Annotated in this window: 9 protein-coding genes; all 9 read right to left on the minus strand. The window is 73.3% G+C overall.

Features of this window, described 5'->3' with window-relative positions:
- Window positions 1-2: 2 nt before the first annotated feature.
- Window positions 3-3,845 carry a tubulin-like doman-containing protein gene (locus ACFZCP_RS09955; protein WP_391425742.1) on the minus strand — a complete coding sequence of 1,281 codons (3,843 nt, stop codon included), beginning with the start codon at window positions 3,843-3,845 and terminating at the stop codon, window positions 3-5.
- Between the two features lie 121 nt (window positions 3,846-3,966).
- Complete coding sequence (locus tag ACFZCP_RS09960; protein ID WP_391425743.1) at window positions 3,967-6,240, minus strand: choice-of-anchor X domain-containing protein; 2,274 nt, start codon at window positions 6,238-6,240, stop codon at window positions 3,967-3,969.
- A 102-nt stretch (window positions 6,241-6,342) separates the two neighbouring features.
- Window positions 6,343-6,894, minus strand: coding sequence for a Pycsar system effector family protein (locus tag ACFZCP_RS09965; protein ID WP_391425745.1), 552 nt, complete (start codon window positions 6,892-6,894; stop codon window positions 6,343-6,345).
- Complete coding sequence (locus tag ACFZCP_RS09970; RefSeq protein ID WP_391425747.1) at window positions 6,891-8,417, minus strand: hypothetical protein; 1,527 nt, start codon at window positions 8,415-8,417, stop codon at window positions 6,891-6,893. Before ACFZCP_RS09970 ends, ACFZCP_RS09965 begins: the two co-directional genes overlap by 4 nt.
- Window positions 8,410-10,989, minus strand: coding sequence for a hypothetical protein (locus ACFZCP_RS09975; protein WP_391425748.1), 2,580 nt, complete (start codon window positions 10,987-10,989; stop codon window positions 8,410-8,412). Before ACFZCP_RS09975 ends, ACFZCP_RS09970 begins: the two co-directional genes overlap by 8 nt.
- 5 nt (window positions 10,990-10,994) lie before the next feature.
- Window positions 10,995-11,861, minus strand: coding sequence for a hypothetical protein (locus ACFZCP_RS09980; RefSeq protein ID WP_391425750.1), 867 nt, complete (start codon window positions 11,859-11,861; stop codon window positions 10,995-10,997).
- A gap of 109 nt (window positions 11,862-11,970) precedes the next feature.
- Window positions 11,971-12,693: a cyclic nucleotide-binding domain-containing protein gene (locus ACFZCP_RS09985; RefSeq protein ID WP_391425752.1), complete on the minus strand. Its 723-nt coding sequence runs from the start codon at window positions 12,691-12,693 to the stop codon at window positions 11,971-11,973.
- A gap of 488 nt (window positions 12,694-13,181) precedes the next feature.
- Complete coding sequence (locus ACFZCP_RS09990; RefSeq protein ID WP_391425753.1) at window positions 13,182-14,696, minus strand: cellulose binding domain-containing protein; 1,515 nt, start codon at window positions 14,694-14,696, stop codon at window positions 13,182-13,184.
- Window positions 14,697-14,930: 234 nt separating this feature from the next.
- On the minus strand, window positions 14,931-16,259 hold the full coding sequence (locus ACFZCP_RS09995) for a radical SAM protein (RefSeq protein WP_391425755.1): 1,329 nt from the start codon (window positions 16,257-16,259) through the stop codon (window positions 14,931-14,933).
- Between the last annotated feature and the right edge of the window lie 53 nt (window positions 16,260-16,312).

Below are 16,312 nucleotides of genomic sequence, written 5' to 3' on the forward strand. Positions count from 1 at the left end.
GCTCACTGCGCGTCACCGTCCCAGGGGTTGCGGCGGGACCGGTCGCGCTCGTCGCCGCTGCCCTGGACCTCGCGGTCCCCGGGCTCGTCCCACGGCGCGGCGGGCTCGTCCTCGTGGCGGGGGCGTCCGCCGGCGTCGCTCGCTGAGCCGGCCGGGGACCGTTCGTCCCGGCGGCCGTTCCAGTCGGCCCAGCCGTCCCGGCGGTCCGGGCCGTCCTCGTCGTCCTTCCGGAGCCGGGTGCCGCGGTCGTCGCCGTAGGGCCTGTCCTCGCCGTGGCGTCCCTCCTCGCCGTACCTCCTGTCGTGGCCGTGCCGTCCCTCCTCTGCGGACCGCCTGTCGTCCTCGTACGGCCTGTCGTTCCCGAACCGCCTGTCGTCCTCGTACCGCCTCTCGTCACCGCGGCGCCGGTCGTCGCCGTACGCCCTGTCCTCGCTGTACGGCCTGTCCTCGCTGTACGGCCTGTCCTCGCTGTACGGCCTGTCCTCGCCGTAGGACCTGTCCCCGCCGGGGCGGCGTTCCTCGCCGTACGGCCTGTTGTCGCCGTGACCGCCGGTGCCGTTCCTGCCGGCGGGCTCGTCCCGTTCGCTCTCGCTCCGGTAGGTGTCGAAGGCGGAGACGGGGGCCGTGCCCCAGTCGTCGTCCTCGGCGGCCGTGCGCCGGGGTTCGCCGATGTCGTCGCGGACGCGTGGCCGGGCCGGGCCACCGCCGCGCACGTGTTCCAGCAGGGTGCGCAGGGTGGGCTGGATGGCGCGCTGGTCGCCGAACTCCTTGTCCAGGGCCGCCGGCAGGGTCTCCGCCCAGAACTCCCACAGCGGCCGCACCCATCCCTCGACCCGCTCGCCGCCCCGCTCCCGGCGGTCCGTGAGCAGCTCCAGCTGGCGCGGGGCGATCTTCTCGACCAGGTCGACGAAGAGCGGGTGCGGTTCGCTGCCGGTGCGCGCGAGGCCCAGCGGCTGAGCCCCCATCAGCTCACGGCAGTAGTCCTCGACGGTCCGCTCGTCGTCGAGGACCGTCCAGCGTTCGTACGACCGCAGCAGCTCCGCCCAGCTCGACACGCCGCCGGGGAAGTCGCCCAGCCGCAGCCGGACCCCGGGCACGTTCGCGCCGTTCTCGGGGAACAGGCGCAGCCGGACCCGCTCCGGTGACGCCGGGTCGCCGTCCACTACGTCGACCTGGCCGTTCCACAGGCAGCACAGCAGCCGGTGCAGGATGGTGCGCCGGTCCTCCTCGCTGCTGACCATCCAGTTGTCCCGGTAGCCGAGCCGCTGGCGCCACCGCAGCACGTCCTGGGCCTGCTCGGACTCCTTGGCCCGGGCCCACTGGCGCAGCACCTTGCGGGCCTCGGGCACCTGGGTGAGGCTCATCTCGCTGCGGAAGAGGACCACGGTGACCGAGTCGCTCTCCACCCCGCGGTACTCCACGGAGTTCTTCGCGTCCGAGGGCAGCCGCAGTGTCTTGCCCAGGTACTCCTGCACCTCCTCCACGGCCTGCACGCGCGGGTGGGTGACCAGGACCCGCAGCGGGCCCGTGCCCTCCGGGGTGAACCCGACGGGCAGCAGCCCGGCGAGCTTGCGCCCGAACAGGTCGAGGGCCTCCTTGCTGACCTGGTCGGTGGCGTCGGCGCTGCCCGCCGAGGCGGCCAGCAGGGTGCCCATGGCCGGCAGCAGCGGACGCTCCTCCAGATGGGTGCCGCTCTCGGCGAACAGCCGGGTGATCCGGGCCTCCAGCTGCCCCTTGACGTGGGCGACGGCGCCCTCCGGGTCGCGGCGGCTGCGCGCGAGGACCTGGCGCCAGGTGTCCCCGTCGACCAGTTTCAGCAGCAGCGCGGACTCGTAGTCGTTCTCGCGCAGCCCCTCTCGGCGGATGAGCCGGGCGACGACGTCCTCGTAGAAGTGGTTGAGGTTGCGCTGCGGCGGGAGCAGGTACGAGATGCCGGTGCGGTCCTCGTACAGTTCGTGGCCCTTCTGCGCGGAGTGCTTGCGCTCCTGGTCGCAGTGGTGGCGGAAGGCCCGCACCAGACGGTCGACGTCGGCGCCGGCCGCATCGGCCTGGGGCTGCCAGTGCTGTTGCTGCTCCCGCCAGGCCTCGTGCCACACCGTCCGGCAGCGCCACTGGTACCAGGCGTCCTGCTCCTGGATGGCCGCCTGTACGTCGTCGTCGCCCCAGCGGGCCGGTGCCAGACCGGCCAGCTGGCCCTTGATCCGGGGGATCTTGGGCGGCTGGTCGGTGACCCCGGGCGGACGCTGCGGGGACCGGGCGCGGCTGTCCAGCATGCCGAGGAAGCCGAGCCGCGGGATCGTCTCGTCACTGTCCGGTATGCCCCTGACGATCCGTTCGACGAGGAACGGGTCGGCGCTCTGCAGCAGCTTGTCGATCGCGGGACGCGGGGCGAACCGGTCGGCCATCACGGCTGCCTGGCGGTCGGCCTCGGCCCGCAGGTCGGACAGCAGCCGCTGCATGTCGGCGATGCGCTCGCCGAGCGCCTGCTCGATGTTCTTCCCGCCGCGCGGCAGCGGATCGGGCTCCGGCACCGCCAGCTGCCGGCGCTCCCACAGCTCTTCGAGGTGGGAGTCGGCGAACAGCTGCCGGATCATCGGCACCGCGCCGTCCCGCAGCGCGGCCCGCGGCCGCTCCACGAGATCCGTGACCGCCTCCCGCAGCACCCGCCCGGCCACCAGGTCGGCCAGCTGGTCCATGGGGGCGGTCATGGAGGCCACCAGGCTGGTGGAGACGCCCTGCCGGCCGATGCCGGTGGGCGACAGGGAACCGCGGGCCACGCCGCGGTTGATGAAGCTCGCGGCGAAGGTCTGGTAGTCGTCGTCGGCCGCCATCTTGCGGCCCCGGGAGCGGCCGTCGCCCAGTTCGGTGCCGATCAGCGACATCACCAGGGAGACGATGGAGCGGCGCAGGTCGTCCGCGCGGATGCCGGCGGTCGGGCTGAACAGGAACGCCGTGGGCAGGATGCCGGTGCGCAGCCGGACCGGGTTGGAGCCCGGGTAGCGGATGCCGAAGCTGGAGTCGAAGTCGAGGTCGCCGATCTCCGCGCCCTCGCGCGGCGCGTTCTGCCGGTCCACCAGCCGGAACAGGTCGACCAGGGCCCGGGCCGCGTTGAGTTCCGCCTCCCGGCCGCCGCCGGTGGCGCTGGAGAACGACGACGGCATCACGACCAGCGGGTAGATCTTCACCCCGTCGAAACGGCGCAGCTGGAAGGCGTGGTTGATGAGGTGCAGGTAGTCCAGGAAGATCCCGGCGCCGGTGCCGCCGGCCACCGAGAAGGCGACGAAGACGTCGCAGCCGCTGACCTTGCCGCCGCCCAGCTCGCTCAGCTCGCCCGCCGACTTGGCGATCGCGTCGATCGCCTGGAGCAGCGGCTCCAGGACCGGCCCGAGGCTGTGGCGGAGCGTGGCGAACAGGGCGGCGCGCCCGACGGTGGGCAGCTGGCCCGCACCGTTGCGCAGCGGGGTGACCTCCGGTTCGTCGATGATCGGCGGCAGCCAGCCGGCCACCTCCTCGCGCAGGCTCGCCCGGAGCATCTTGGTCACTTCGGGAGAACTGTCGAAGTTCGGCAGCAGGTTGTGCGTGGCCCGGGAGGTACGGGCGTAGGCGGCCCGCAGCGACCGGTCCACGTTGAACTGCGGCAGCCGCTGCAGATCGCTCTCGCTGTAGTCCGCGTACACGAACTGGAGGCAGTCGGGCAGCTGGAAGGGGGCGTGGCCGCTGGTCCGGCTGAGCGCCATGCCGTCGGGACCGCACAGCTCGGTGCGCAGTCTGCGTTCGAGTTCGGCGCCGACCAGTCCCCCGGTGCCGCCCAGGCCGACGAAGAGCATCGGCTGGAAGATCTTCATGGTTTCCTCCCCGCTCGCGGCCGGGGCGGCCGCGGGTTCGTGCTGGGAACGTCCGTGGTGTGCGCGGCCGGTGGCCGCGGAGCGGTGTGCCGGGCGGGCGGTGCGGTGCCCGCCCGCCGTGTCACTCCCATTCGCTGAAGGCACCGCCGCCCGAGCCGGCACCGGGTGTGGGGGTGGCCTCCGGGCGCGTCCGGCCGGCGTTGCGGCCGGCGTTGCGACCGCCGCCCTTGGGGGCACGGCTGTCCTCGCCGAGGGCCAGGTGCAGCGTGTCGGTCAGCGGGACCTGCCCGCGGGCGGGCACCGGGGTCCGTCCGCCGCCCCGCTTGCGCAGGACCGCTCCGCCTTCGGGGCTGCGCTGGACGGCGTACGGTCCGTGGGGGCGCCGCTCGATGCGCGGGCTGCGGTGGGCTTCGGCGACGGCGAACTCGTACCACTGCTTGGTGCCGTGTCCGGCCAGGTGCTCGTTGAGGACGCTGCCCTCCTCGGAGACCAGCCGCAGCACGAGTCCGTGCGGGTCCCGGCGCCGGCGGCGCTGCCGTACCCAGGCGGCGACCGCCACCGCGGCCAGCGCGAGAAACGCGGCGCCGGCCGCGAACGCCCACCAGTACTGGTCCCAGATGCCCGGCCTGGGCGTGACCTGCACGGAGAGCGGGAGGCCCTGGAGGGTCCGGTCGTGGTCGGTGGTGTCGACGACGGTGGCGGTGCCGGCGAGCTTGAGCCCGCCGCCGAGGCGGTCGCCGAAGGCACTCGCGGGTGCGACCCGCACCGTCACCTTCCGGGTGCCGGACTCGCCGGGCTTGAGGGTGATCTCGGCGGGACGGACCGAGAGCAGCCCGGGCTGCACGTCGGCAACGGCGAGCCGCAGGGTGTGCGCGGTGTTGCTGGTGTTGTGGACGGACAGGGTGCCGCCGAGCGTGCCGCCCGGGTGGGTGCTCGCCGCGGGCAGGTCGAGCGCGGCGGTGACCGGCGGCTGGCCGGGTGCGGCCCAGCCGCCCTCGCTGCGGGTGTCGGCACGCAGTCCCGAGGCGGTCAGCGTGGCGCTCACCTTCAGCGCGCCGTCGGCGGTCTGCGGGATCCGGACGGTGCCGCTGAAGGAGCCGTCGCCGGCCGTGGGGTCGGGTGCTTTGCCGTCGTCGGCGAGGTCCAGGGCCAGAGGGCTGAAACCGGCTCCGGTCAGTTCGCTGCGCACGCGCAGTCCCGAGTAGTCGCGCGGGTCCTTGACCTCGTAGCCCTCGCGGGTCTGCAGCCGCATGGTCACGGTGACCTTGTCCCCGGGCTGCGGCGAGGGCGGGTCCATGGTGATGGCGCCGCGCAGCTCGCCCTGCCACAGCACGCTGACGGAGACGGGCAGGGAGCGGTGTCCCTCGGGGGCCTCGGCCTTGATCTTCCAGGTGCCGGGCAGCGGGTCGACGATCTTCAGCGCCTCCACCGGGCCGGTGCCGCCCGCCAGCTCGAACTGCGACTTCTTGAACGCCCCGTGGGTGGGGACCTTGTCACCGCTCGGGTCGTAGTAGCTGATCTTCACCGCGGGGTCGCCCTTGTCGACCACGATGCTGCCCACCGTGGCGAGCGGCGAGATGCCGACGCTCAGGGTGGCCGGGGGCCGCTGGCTGGTGCCCTTCTCGTGCCGCATGCAGTGGGCGGCCGCGAAGATGTCCTCCAGCGTGGAACCGATGTCCTCCGCCTTGACCTTGTGGGGTTGCGGATGGGCCGAGGGCAGGTCGACGCAGCCCTTCTGGTACCCGCCGGAGGCCATCCGCTTCAGCTCGTCCAGGCGCGGCTGTGCCCCGAAGCCCAGCGGCCAGATCTGCACGTTCTGGGCGGCCGCCTCCTTGAGCGCGAGGCCCAGCTGCCGTTCGCCCTCCGCCTTGCGGTGCTCGCGGGGGCCGTACTTGGGGCTGTCGGTGACGTCCATGTAGCCGTCGGTGAGCAGGAACAGCACCCGGGGCTGGGACGCGTCGGTGCCGTCGGTGAGGTCGTGCACGCCCTGGCGTATCGCGCTCGGGAAGTCGGTGCCGGTGCCCTCGTCCTCCGTGCGGCTGTGCAGCTTGCCGACGCAGTCGCCGATCGTCTCGCGGCCCGCCGCGTCCAGGCCGGTGCGCGGGCACACCGGGTCCACCGCGCGCTGGTCGCCGGACTCGGCGGCGGCGAATCCGAAGACGGTGACGTGGGAGTCCGAGGACACGTCACCGAGCGCGATACGGGCGGCGGCGGCCTTCTCGGCCTTCATGTCCTCGGGTGCGAGGCTCGCGGACTCGTCCACCGCCACCGCGTAGTTGACCGCCGGAAACGCCGCTACGGAGTCCGCCGCCGGCGCCGGATCCTGACCGGCCGGTGCCAGCAGGGACGCGAACAACGCCGCGCTCGCCAGCACCGGGGCCGTGGCGCGGCGCATCCGGCCCCTGTGTGTCTGCCGTCTTCCCGTGACTCTTCCCACGGCCGTCCCCTGTTTCTTCGTTCGTCGCTGCATGGAGTGCTTGTGCGGGCCGGCCACGCGTCAGCGCGGGGTCAGGCCCCAGGCCAGTGCCAGGGCGGCCGACAGGGCGAGCGAGCCCATGCCCCAGCGGATGGCCCGGTACTTGGCGGACAGGATCGAGCTGACGTCCACGGCCTGGACGAGCAGCCATTCGGCGGGATCGTGGCCGGCCTCGGCGACCTGTGCGGCGAGTGCCTCCAGATCGCGGGAGGCCGCCAGGTCGCCGAAGTACGTCACCCCGTTCCGGCCCCGGACGGTGCGGGTGCGCGGCATCAGTACGCCGATCAGCGCGATCACCGCACCGGCCCAGAGCACGGCCGCGAGGACCAGCGTCAGGTCGGCGGGGCCGTGCCAGCCCGGTGCGCCGTGCCAGCCGATCAGGAACGCGGGCAGGGCGAGCGTCCCCGACAGCAGGACCGCCGCCTTCGAGTCGGCCCGGCCGAGGTCCTCCCTGACCGTGCTCAGCAGCCGTTCGGCTATGCGCTCCCCCGCCCGGTCGTGGCAGTGCCGACCCCCGTGCGGCACAGGCCCGACCGGGTCGGGGGAGGTCCGGGGCCCACCCTCGGCGGTCATCGGTCCTCGTCCGCCCAGTCCCAGCCGTCGTCCCGCGACCGTCCGCGGTTGCGCGGCGGCTCCCGGTCGGGATCGTCGTCGGCCGGATAGCGCTCGGGCCGGTGGGCGCGGCCGCCGCGCGGCGGGTCGCGGTCGGGGTCGTCGGCCGGATGGAGCTCGGGCCGGTACGGCCTGCTGCGCGGCGGCTCCCGGTCGAAGTCGTCGTCCGCATAGCCGTCCGGCCGCTCCGACCGGTACGCCCGGCCGCGCGGCTCCCGGTCCACGTCGTCGACCGGGTAGGACTCCGGCCGGTACGGCCTGCTGCGCGGCGGCCCCCAGTCGAAGTCGTCGTCCGCATAGCCGTCCGACCGGTCCGACCAGTCCGACCGCTGCGGCTGTTCCGCCCGGTCCGGCTGTTCCGCCCGGTCCGACCGGTACGACGCCCGGCTGCGCGGCGGCTCCCGGTCCGCGTCGTCCGCCGGGTAGGGGTCGAAGCGGTCGGACCGGCGCCGGGTGCGGGAGGGCGGTTCGTCCGCCCCGGCGTCGTCGTAGCGGTCCCTGCGGCGGGACTCCTGCCGGGAGGACTCACCGCGGTACGGCTGCCGCCGGGGCGGTTCGTCGGACACCCAGTCCGGGGTGTACGGGCCGTCGGCGGACGCCTCCAGCTGACGGGGCGCGCGGCGGGCGGGCACCGAGCCGATGGGGCCGCTCAGGCCGCGGTTGTCCTTGTTGAGGAGGTTCAGGACCTGCGTCTCCACGTCGATGGAGTTGAGTTCGCCGCGCAGAGCCATGCTGTAGAGCCGGTCGACACGGTCCCGTTCGTCCTGACGGCCCTCCTGGCGGATCTTCTCCAGGAAGTCCTTGGCCCCCTCCGGGTCGGCGGCCAGCATGAAGCTGAGCTGCTCCAGTTCGCCGCCCTGCAGCATGCGCCGGAAGCCGTCCTGACGCACCTTGGTGACCTCGGCGTCGGCTCGCACCTCGCGCTGCTTCTTCGCGTACCCGATGGCCTCGTCGTCCACCCCCAGGCGGACGTAGAGCCGTACCCGCAGGCCGAGGTCGGATCCCAGGTCGCTCCAGCGTCCGCCCACGCACTCGCGGGTGATGACGCGGTTGGCCTGCTGGGCGTCGGTCACCCGGTAGGTCAGGGTGACCTCGCGCAGCCGTTCCAGCACCGGGGAGGTGAGCCGCTTGGCGACGTCGGTCACGACCTGGACGGCGGCCAGATAGGGATCGGTGACCTCCCACTCGATGTCCACCTCGGCCTTGAAGAAGCTGGTGCCACCGGCGGCCGGCAGATCCAGTTCGAGGGTCGACACATAGGTTCCCTGCGCGATCTCGCAGACGGAGCGCGGCTGGGCCAGCGCCCGCTTGTCGACGTGGCGCACCCCGGAGACCGTGATCACGCTGTAGCCGCCCTTGCGGTAGAAGACCACCGAGGCCTTCTGGGCGCTCACCGGCGGGAGGCCCACCGGCGTGTACTCCTTCAGGAACGGCCCCGGGGGCGCCACTCCTGCGGCTGCCGCCTCGTCCTCGTCCTCAGCCATGCCTCTCCTCCTCGCGGGTCGTCTCCCGGCGCGTGATCTCCTGACGCGACCGCGTCCGGCGCGGCCGTTCCTGCCGCGTCCGCTCCTGCGGCCTGACGGCGAGCCGCCACAGGTCGCGGGCCTGCGGCTCGGGGACGGGGTTCTCGGGGTCGTTCATCATGCGGCGCAGCAGCCAGTCCAGCCGCCGCCGGTCGTACTCGTCGGTGGCCAGCGCGGGCAGCAGTGCCGCGAGCCCGGGCCGGGTCCACTCGGTGCCCTTCTTGCGCACGGCCGAGCGCAGCAGACGTTCCAGGGCGTCCATCGCCACGTCCCTGGCCCGTGCCGTGTTCAGGGCGGTCCACATCAGGTCCGCCATGGGGCCCACGAGTTCGGGCCGGGTGGCGGCGAGGGCGAGCGGCAGCGGCCAGTCGCCGTGGTCGGCCAGCGGGGAGTCGGGGTCGTCGGAGAGCACCTCGTCCACGGGGGTCAGCGCGAGCCGGACGGTGGTCACCAGGCCGAGGTCCTGGTACCGCTCGCGCTTGTGGTGGGTCCACTCGGCCATCCGCTCCAGCACCTGCGCCGCGTCCGGCAGGGCGAGCAGCCGTACGACGTTGTAGGAGGCGGCCGCGAGCTGTTCCCCGTCGTCCCTGACCCCGATCCGGGCCAGGGCGTCCAGGGTGTCGTCCGTGTCCTCGGCGGCGTTGCCGTAGCCCAGCGCCATCGCCGCGGTCCAGCGCAGGAGCTTCGTGCCGTTGCGGCTCCAGTCGGCGACCAGCTTGTGCACCGTCTGGCGGTGCGAGCCGTGTCCGGCGGCCTGGTCCAGGACGGTGGCCGCGAAGATCCGGCGGCGGGGTGTGGCCGCCTCGGCGAGCGGCCGGACGATCTCCGCGTAGCCGTGGTCGAAGTCCCGTACGCACAGCTCGCCCGCGGCCACCGCGGCGCGCATCCACACCTGGGAGCGCGGGTCGTCCGCGAGCAGCCGCAGCCAGCGCACCACCGGCGCCCGGACCGGGAAGTGCCGGTCCCACAGCTCGGTCAGCACCGCGGACGGCAGGGCGGACCCCCGGTACCAGATCAGCCGCGCCGGTACCTCGACGCCGTCCACCTCGACCTTGCCGTCGGTCGGTTCGGCGCGCGAGAGGGCCAGATCGGCTTCCGGGTCGTCGCAGAACAGCGAGCGGGCCGGGGTGTTGTCCGGGTCGCACTGCACGGACAGTTCCCAGGTGAGCAGGTGGGCGGCGGCGGCCACCGCACTGTGCGTGGCCCCGCCGAGCACGGCGAGGGCGATGCGGAACGCCACCGGGTGGAACAGGGTCGCCGTGCCCGGCCGCTCCGTCCTCCGGTCCGCCTCGGCCGGCTGTGCCGGCTGCGCCGTCAGCGCCCGGTCGACTCCGGCGAACCACTCCTGGGCCTGGCTCGCGGCGAGGCTGCGGCACCCGGACAGCAGCTCCTCGTAGGGGAAGTCCCCCATCACGTGCCCGGCCAGCAGCGAGGCGAGCAGTTCGGCCTCGGCCGGGCGCAGTTCGTTGAGGCCGACGGCCTCCCTGACCTCTTCCCGGTCGGCCAGTTCCCGGGCGCGGGCGAGCAGGTCGTCCGCCCGGGCGCCGCCGTCCGGCTCCGCGGCGGCATGCCGCTCCAGGCGTTCGCTCAGCCGGGTGTCCAGCAGTTCCTGGTAGGGCACGGGCGGGCAGAGCATGCCGTAGCGGCCGGCGAGCAGCGGGTTCGCGGCCGATCCGACGGTGACGACGATCACCGCGAAGGCGTCGTGCCGGGCGAGGGCCGCGGCGAGCTCGTCGAGGTCCATCTCGTCGGGGGGCAGCGCGCCGGGCCGGGTGAGGGACAGCTCCAGCACGTGCCCGCAACCGCCGCTCGACTCCAGCTCGGCGGCCAACTGCCGTACCCCGCCGTCCGGATCGACCCGCAGCACCCGGTCGGTGTCCGTGTCCTCGGCGGAGCGCCGGGTGACCTCGTCGAGGAGCGAGAGCGCCGTACTCGTCCGTCCGGTACCGGGCGCGGCGCCGAGCACCAGCAGCCGCCGGGCACGCAGGGCGTTGCGCAGCCGTACGTATCCTTCCGGCTCCACATGGACGCGGCGGAGCCTGCGCAGCTCCTCCTCCGGTACGGGCCCGCTGCGCATGCCGGCGCCCGGCCGGCGGCCGTCCAGCCGCAGGTTGATGTCGCCGATGTGGGCGCTGTTGAAGTACGAGCGGTCGAAGCGGTTCAGGTCCCGGCCGACGTCGAACAGCTGCCGGGTGGCGCGGCGCGTGCGCGCGGCGGCGGCGAGGTCGGTGGGGCCGTCCTCGCCCTGGTCGTCGGCGAGGGGGTCGCGGGTGTACGCCTTGAACTGCTCGGCGGCGCGCTCGCGTTCCCTCTCCCGCTCCTCCGCCTTCTTCGCCTCCTCGTCCTCGGCGGACTTCTTGTCGTCGTCCTTGTCCTCGTCGTCCCGGGACCGGTCGTCCTTGGACTTCCTATCGTCCCGGTCCTGCCTCTTGCCGTCCCGGTCCTGCTTCCTGTCGTCGTCGGACGACCGTCCCGCCTCGGGCCTCTCGGGGGCGTCGTCTGCCGCGCCGCCCGCCTGCTCGTCGTCGCTCACTCGGCTCAGCCCTTCCCCTGCCCGGAGTCGTGGTTGACGGTCCGGCCGATCTGCACGTTCCCCTCGTACTTGTTGTCGTGGTGATGGGACACGTCACCGATGACGTTGTAATGAACTCCGCCGGGACCGGTCCGCCGGCCGGGCGTTGCGCCGTCGGCCTCGATGTCGTCGTGGTCGTCGAACGCGTCGGCGGCGGCATCGGCGTCGGCCGGGGAGCCGGCGGCGGGTGACGGTGCCGACGGTCGCGGCGACGGCGTGGACGGTTCGGCCTCGGGAATCCGCGGAGCGGGCCGTCCGGGCAGGTGGAACCAGGCGGTGACCTCGCCCTCCTTCAGGTCCAGCCGGGCCGGGGAGTAGTGCGCGGGGTCGATGAACTTGCCGCCGCCGCTGACCACGTCCTCGTACAGGGACCGGGAGGTCACCAGCACGAGGTCGGCCCCCTCGGCGTCGAGGAGCCGGCGGGCGACGGAGGAGTCGGCCAGCCGGCAGGCGAGGTCGACCGCGCGTCCGCTGATGCCCCGCTCGTCGTGCCGCACCGGGCCGACGTGCATCCCGATCCGCAGTCCCAGGGGCACACGCAGACCGCGGTTCTCCGCCCGGAGCCCCTCGTGCACCTCCACCAGCCACAGACCCAGCAGCCGGGTGACCGCGATGCGGCCGGGCACCGCCAGCAGCACGCCGTCCCCGCGGTCCTCCGTGTGGACGGCCTCGCGCGCCACGGTGGCGTGGGTGAACGCCGTCTCCAGCACCCGGTAGATCTGCTCGCGCATGCGCGGCTTGTCGACGTCGGCGTACTGGCCCGAACGTCTGGCATCGACGCTGATCACCAACTCGTAGTGCGCTTCGCCGAGTTCCGGTGCGTCGTGGTTCACGCGTGCCCCCTGCAGTCCTGTCCGCTTGCCAAAGAGGTGGTTCGTCCCATCAGCGTCAGGCCCGGGACGCAGGCCGTCTGTAGCCGTTTACACATGGCGGGGCGGGGTTCTACTCCTGATGCCCTTCCGCGAGGAGCGCGAGCAGCTCCGGATCGAGAATCTCCACCAGCCGGTTGCCGGTGCGCACGATGTTCTGGTCACGCAGCAGGCGCAGGGCCTTGGCCACGGCTTCCCGGGTGGCCCCGATCGTGGCGGCCAGTTCGTCCTGGGCCAGCTGGACGACGGGGCGGGCGGGCACCGGGCCGGCCGACGGTCCCGCTCCGGCCGGGGCGTAGGGGCCGGAGGACTCGGCTCCGGAGAGTTCGGAGAGCCGGCTGGCCAGCCGCTGGAGCACGGTGAGGGAAGCGAGCGCGGACCGCTCCTGGTCGGCACTGCGGAGCCGGAAGGTGAGCTGGCGGATCACCAGACCGCTGACCCGGGGGTGCAGGGCGAGGAAACGACGGAACGCGTCCCCGGCGATGATCTGGGCTTCTATGGGGCCGAGGGCGCGCACGGTGGCGCTGCGGGGATGCGGGTCGAGCGCCGCCATCTCGCCCAGCAGTTCACCGGGGCCGCGCACCCCGAGTATGAGCCGGGTGCCGCCCCGGTCGGTGGCCACGGAAACGGTTACCCACCCCTGAAGTATGATCACTACGTGACTGGACCGGTCACCTTCGGTCAGAAGGTGGGCATCGGCCGGGTATCGCTTCCGGTTGCCGAGAGCCATCACGCTCTCCCGTTCCTGGGCCGTCAGCGCGTGCGCGAACGCCAGCTCATTGCCGAGCAGCCCCATGGCCACGCCCCCCGCCGCAGTCCGGATGCCTCGTCTTGCGATGGCGTTGATGGTGACAGAGCGCCGTTTTGTGGCGAGTGAAATACGCCACACCGGGGGTACCGCCCGGTAGTTGACAAAGTGCCAGGTAGGTCACACAGGCGCGGCACGCTTGCGTCGCACGCTCACCCTTGGTACTCGCATCGAGCCATTCCGCCGGCCTGAGGAATTTGGCGCAAACTCAGGTTTTCCGATGCCGGGGCGGTGATGCCGAGGTAGTGACGCGGTGAGGGGACGGTGATTAATCGCCACCCCGGCGACAGGGCAGGAGGCGGCTGTCGCCCACGCGGACACGACCGTCCGCAACGGGTGGGGCGGTGGCGCGACGGGGGCTGATCGGTTCGGCCGGAAACGGCTGGAGCGGGACGGGTCGGCACGGACGGCCGGGGCGGTGGAGACGGCCGTGGAGACGGCGGCGGAGACGGCGAGGCTGCCGGAACCGCCGGGCGTCAGTTCGCCGCGCAGGGCTGCCCGTTGAGCGTGAAGTGGTAGGGGGCCCGGTTCCTGCCCTGCCAGGTCGCCAGGAAGCCGAAGGACAGCGTCCCGTGCGCGGCGACGGTCCTGTTGTAGTCGGCCGCGGTGGCGGTGACGCGGGACCCGTCCTGCCGCACGGTCGCGTCCCACATCTGGCCGGCCTGCTGGCCGTCGGGGAAGGTCCAGGCGACCTGCCAGCCGGAGAGCGGCCTGGCGGTGGTGACGGAGACGGTGGCCTGGAAGCCGTCGGCCCACTGGTTGACCAGGTCGTAGGCGACCCGGCAGGTGGCGGCGGGGACCGCCGGACGGCCGGGGCCGGTGGCGGTGGCGGCGGCGGCGGCGGCCGAGGAGGTGCTGCCCTGGGGTTCGGTGTCGGGGTTCGTGCGGCCGGTCCCGGTCCGGGTGGCGGACGGGGACGGGGTGGCGGAGGGCGAGCGGGAAGGGGCCGGGCCGGCGGTGCTGCGGGAGGGGGCCGGGACGGCGGCCGGCTGCCGGTCGCCGCGGGCGGCGGCGATGTCGTCGCCGGAGGCGGCGGACCCGCCGGAGCCGTCGCCGACGCCGAACGGCATCATCGACACACCCAGCGCCAGGGCCGACAACAGGACGGCTGCGGCGATCAGGCCGCCGCGCAGCACCCGGGTGCTGCTCGTGCCCTCCTCGGGGTCGCCGGTGTCCGTCCGGGCGGCACCGGGACCGGCCACGCCGAGCCGGACCTCGGCGGCGCGGCGGCGGCGCTCCAGATAGGCGAGGCCGCCCCAGCCGATGACGCCGCCGGCCAGCGCGGCGGGCAGGCCACCGCCGTGCAGACGCAGACACGCGGCGGCCTCGGCGCACCGGACGCAGGTGGCGAGGTGCCGGGAGAGGTCGCCCGGCGTGTCGGCGGCGGGCGAGCGGGTGACCGCGTCCAGCAGCCGGGCGTAGCTGCGGCACTGCGCGTCCATCGGGGAGTCGAGGTGCGCACGCCGGCAGCGGTCCCGGAACAGGCCGCGGACCTGGTCGAGCTCGTCGGCGACCGTGACCGGGTCCAGCCCGAGCCGGCGGGCCACAGCGGGCAGGGGCAGTGCCTCCGCCTCCGCGAGCCACAGCAGCGAGGCGTCGGCGTCCTGCATGTCCCTCAGGCCGCGCAGCGCGACCGGGCGGCCCGGCGGAGGGCCGCTGTAGCGGGCGGCCTGGCCGGAGTTGAGCCACAGCCTCAGGTCGGGGTCCAGCTTGTGCCCCTGACCGCCGGCCTCCCAGCCCGCGGCCGTGGCGCGGACGGCGGTGAGCAGCTCCGCGATCACCGGCAGCCCGGCCCGCCGCGCGGGGCCGCGCACGGACACGGCCCCGGCCGCACGCACCTCGCGCATGCCGAGGGCGAACGCCTCGGTGGCCAGCTGATGAGCCGTCAGCGAGCCGGAGGTGCACAGGTCGGCGTACGAGAGCACCGCATCCCAGCACTCCGAGAACAGCGCGGCCTCGGTGGCGTCCTGGGGGGTCGGCACGTCGGGCATGGGACTCCTGCATCCACGAGCGAGGTCAACTCACCATAGGAGGAATGGAGTTGGGGGAACCTCGCGGCGGGCAGGAGCCTTTCACGTCCTCGACACAACTGACAAGCGGCGTATTCAAATCCGGTGACCGCGAGGTAGCGTGGCGTGACCGCGTCCGCGGGGCCGACCACTCCGGCCTCTGATACGGACGCGGGCGCCGTCCGACTCACCGCCGTGGCAGTTTGCGCGGGCGGATCACACCTGGGCCGGCTCCTCGGCGGGCAGGCTGTCCATGAAGGAGCTGACGGAGAAGACGGCGCGGCCGGGTCCGGGCGGGCCGTAGCCGGGGGGCGAGGAGAGACCGAATTCGTCCATCGTGGCCCGGTAGGCCTCCAGCAGCCGGATGTGGTACTCCAGCGGCGCGCCCTGCGGGTTGGCCTTGCCGAGCGGCGTGGTGGGCTCCGGGCACCAGGTGGTGAAGCGGGGCGTGATCCCGTGCGACATGAAGAAGCGCAGGCCCTCGGTGGTGGAGGCGATGGCCTCGTCGACGGTGGTGAAGCCGAACGGCTCGGCCATCTCCACGCCCGCCACGAAGTTGGGGATCACATTGCGCGCGCCGAACACCTCGGTGGAGTCGAGGATCCGCTTGTGCCACTCGTCCCGGCCGACGTAGCGCTCCTTGCCGGGGCAGTACAGCTCGAACAGCCGGCGGTCCCACACCTCGAAGTTGGGGTGGTAGATCTGCACGCCGTAGTCCTTGAACCGCTGCACGTCCGCCTTGGGCAGGGCCTGCGCGACGACCTTGCCGATCCAGCGGCCCGGGAAGCGCTCCTCGATGGCCTTGGCGTAGTGCCCGTAGAAGTCGGCCTCGTCGCGGCCCGCCACCTTGGACGTGATCGCGCCGCCGGTGAGGGTGTAGGCGGTGGACGCCTTCTGCGTGTCGTACCGGTCGATGATCTCCAGGGCTTCGAGGACCTCCTCGACGTCCTTCACACCCGTGTAGGGCCGCCCCGCGGCCTTGTGCTGGCGCCAGTTGTGGTTGATGTCGCAGTACTGGCACTCCTCCTTGGCGCCGAAGTACTGGCAGACCCGGAAGACGGTCAGGTAGATCAGGTAGCCCCACTGGATGGTGGGGGCGACCTCCATGACGGACTTCCCGTTGGCGAGGGTGTGCCGGTAGTACTCCGGCATGGGCGGCACGCCGACGTCGGCGATCCGCTTCCCGTCCAGGTAGAGCCCGAGCACGCCCTCGTCGTCGGCGGCGACCCGGTAGGGCGAGGCGGGGTTCACCCGCACCGAGACGACGGTACGGCGCAGGCCGTACGGGCCGCCCGTGAGGATGATCTCCTCCGGGGGGCGGCGCAGCGCGGCCTCGCCCAGTTCGGGCAGGGTGCTGTGGTCGAAGGAGAAGATGAAGTACGACTTCGGTTTGACGTCCCCGGCCGCCTCGTTGGAGGTGTCGCTCAGGGCGGACGGGTCGAAGGCGACACCGCCCCGGAGCAGGTCCTCCTTGAAGACGGCTTCCCGCGGCACATGCGGAAAGCGCTCCATCAGATCCTCGACCAGCGCGGTGCGGCTGCCCATCCCGTAATCTCCTCCCGGCTCAGGCGTTCGGCTCCTCACGGTATGCCCCCGCT

It is taken from the genome of Streptomyces sp. NPDC007971 (assembly GCF_042958635.1).
In the GTDB taxonomy this organism is placed as follows: Bacteria; Actinomycetota; Actinomycetes; order Streptomycetales; family Streptomycetaceae; genus Streptomyces.

Coding starts and splice junctions, on each gene's coding strand:
- ACFZCP_RS09995 (WP_391425755.1), bottom strand. CDS start 16,259: ATGGGCAGCCGCACCGCGCTGGTCGAGGATCTGATGGAGCGCTTTCCG.
- ACFZCP_RS09990 (WP_391425753.1), bottom strand. CDS start 14,696: ATGCCCGACGTGCCGACCCCCCAGGACGCCACCGAGGCCGCGCTGTTC.
- ACFZCP_RS09970 (WP_391425747.1), bottom strand. CDS start 8,417: ATGGCTGAGGACGAGGACGAGGCGGCAGCCGCAGGAGTGGCGCCCCCG.
- ACFZCP_RS09985 (WP_391425752.1), bottom strand. CDS start 12,693: ATGGGGCTGCTCGGCAATGAGCTGGCGTTCGCGCACGCGCTGACGGCC.
- ACFZCP_RS09955 (WP_391425742.1), bottom strand. CDS start 3,845: ATGAAGATCTTCCAGCCGATGCTCTTCGTCGGCCTGGGCGGCACCGGG.
- ACFZCP_RS09960 (WP_391425743.1), bottom strand. CDS start 6,240: ATGCGCCGCGCCACGGCCCCGGTGCTGGCGAGCGCGGCGTTGTTCGCG.
- ACFZCP_RS09965 (WP_391425745.1), bottom strand. CDS start 6,894: ATGACCGCCGAGGGTGGGCCCCGGACCTCCCCCGACCCGGTCGGGCCT.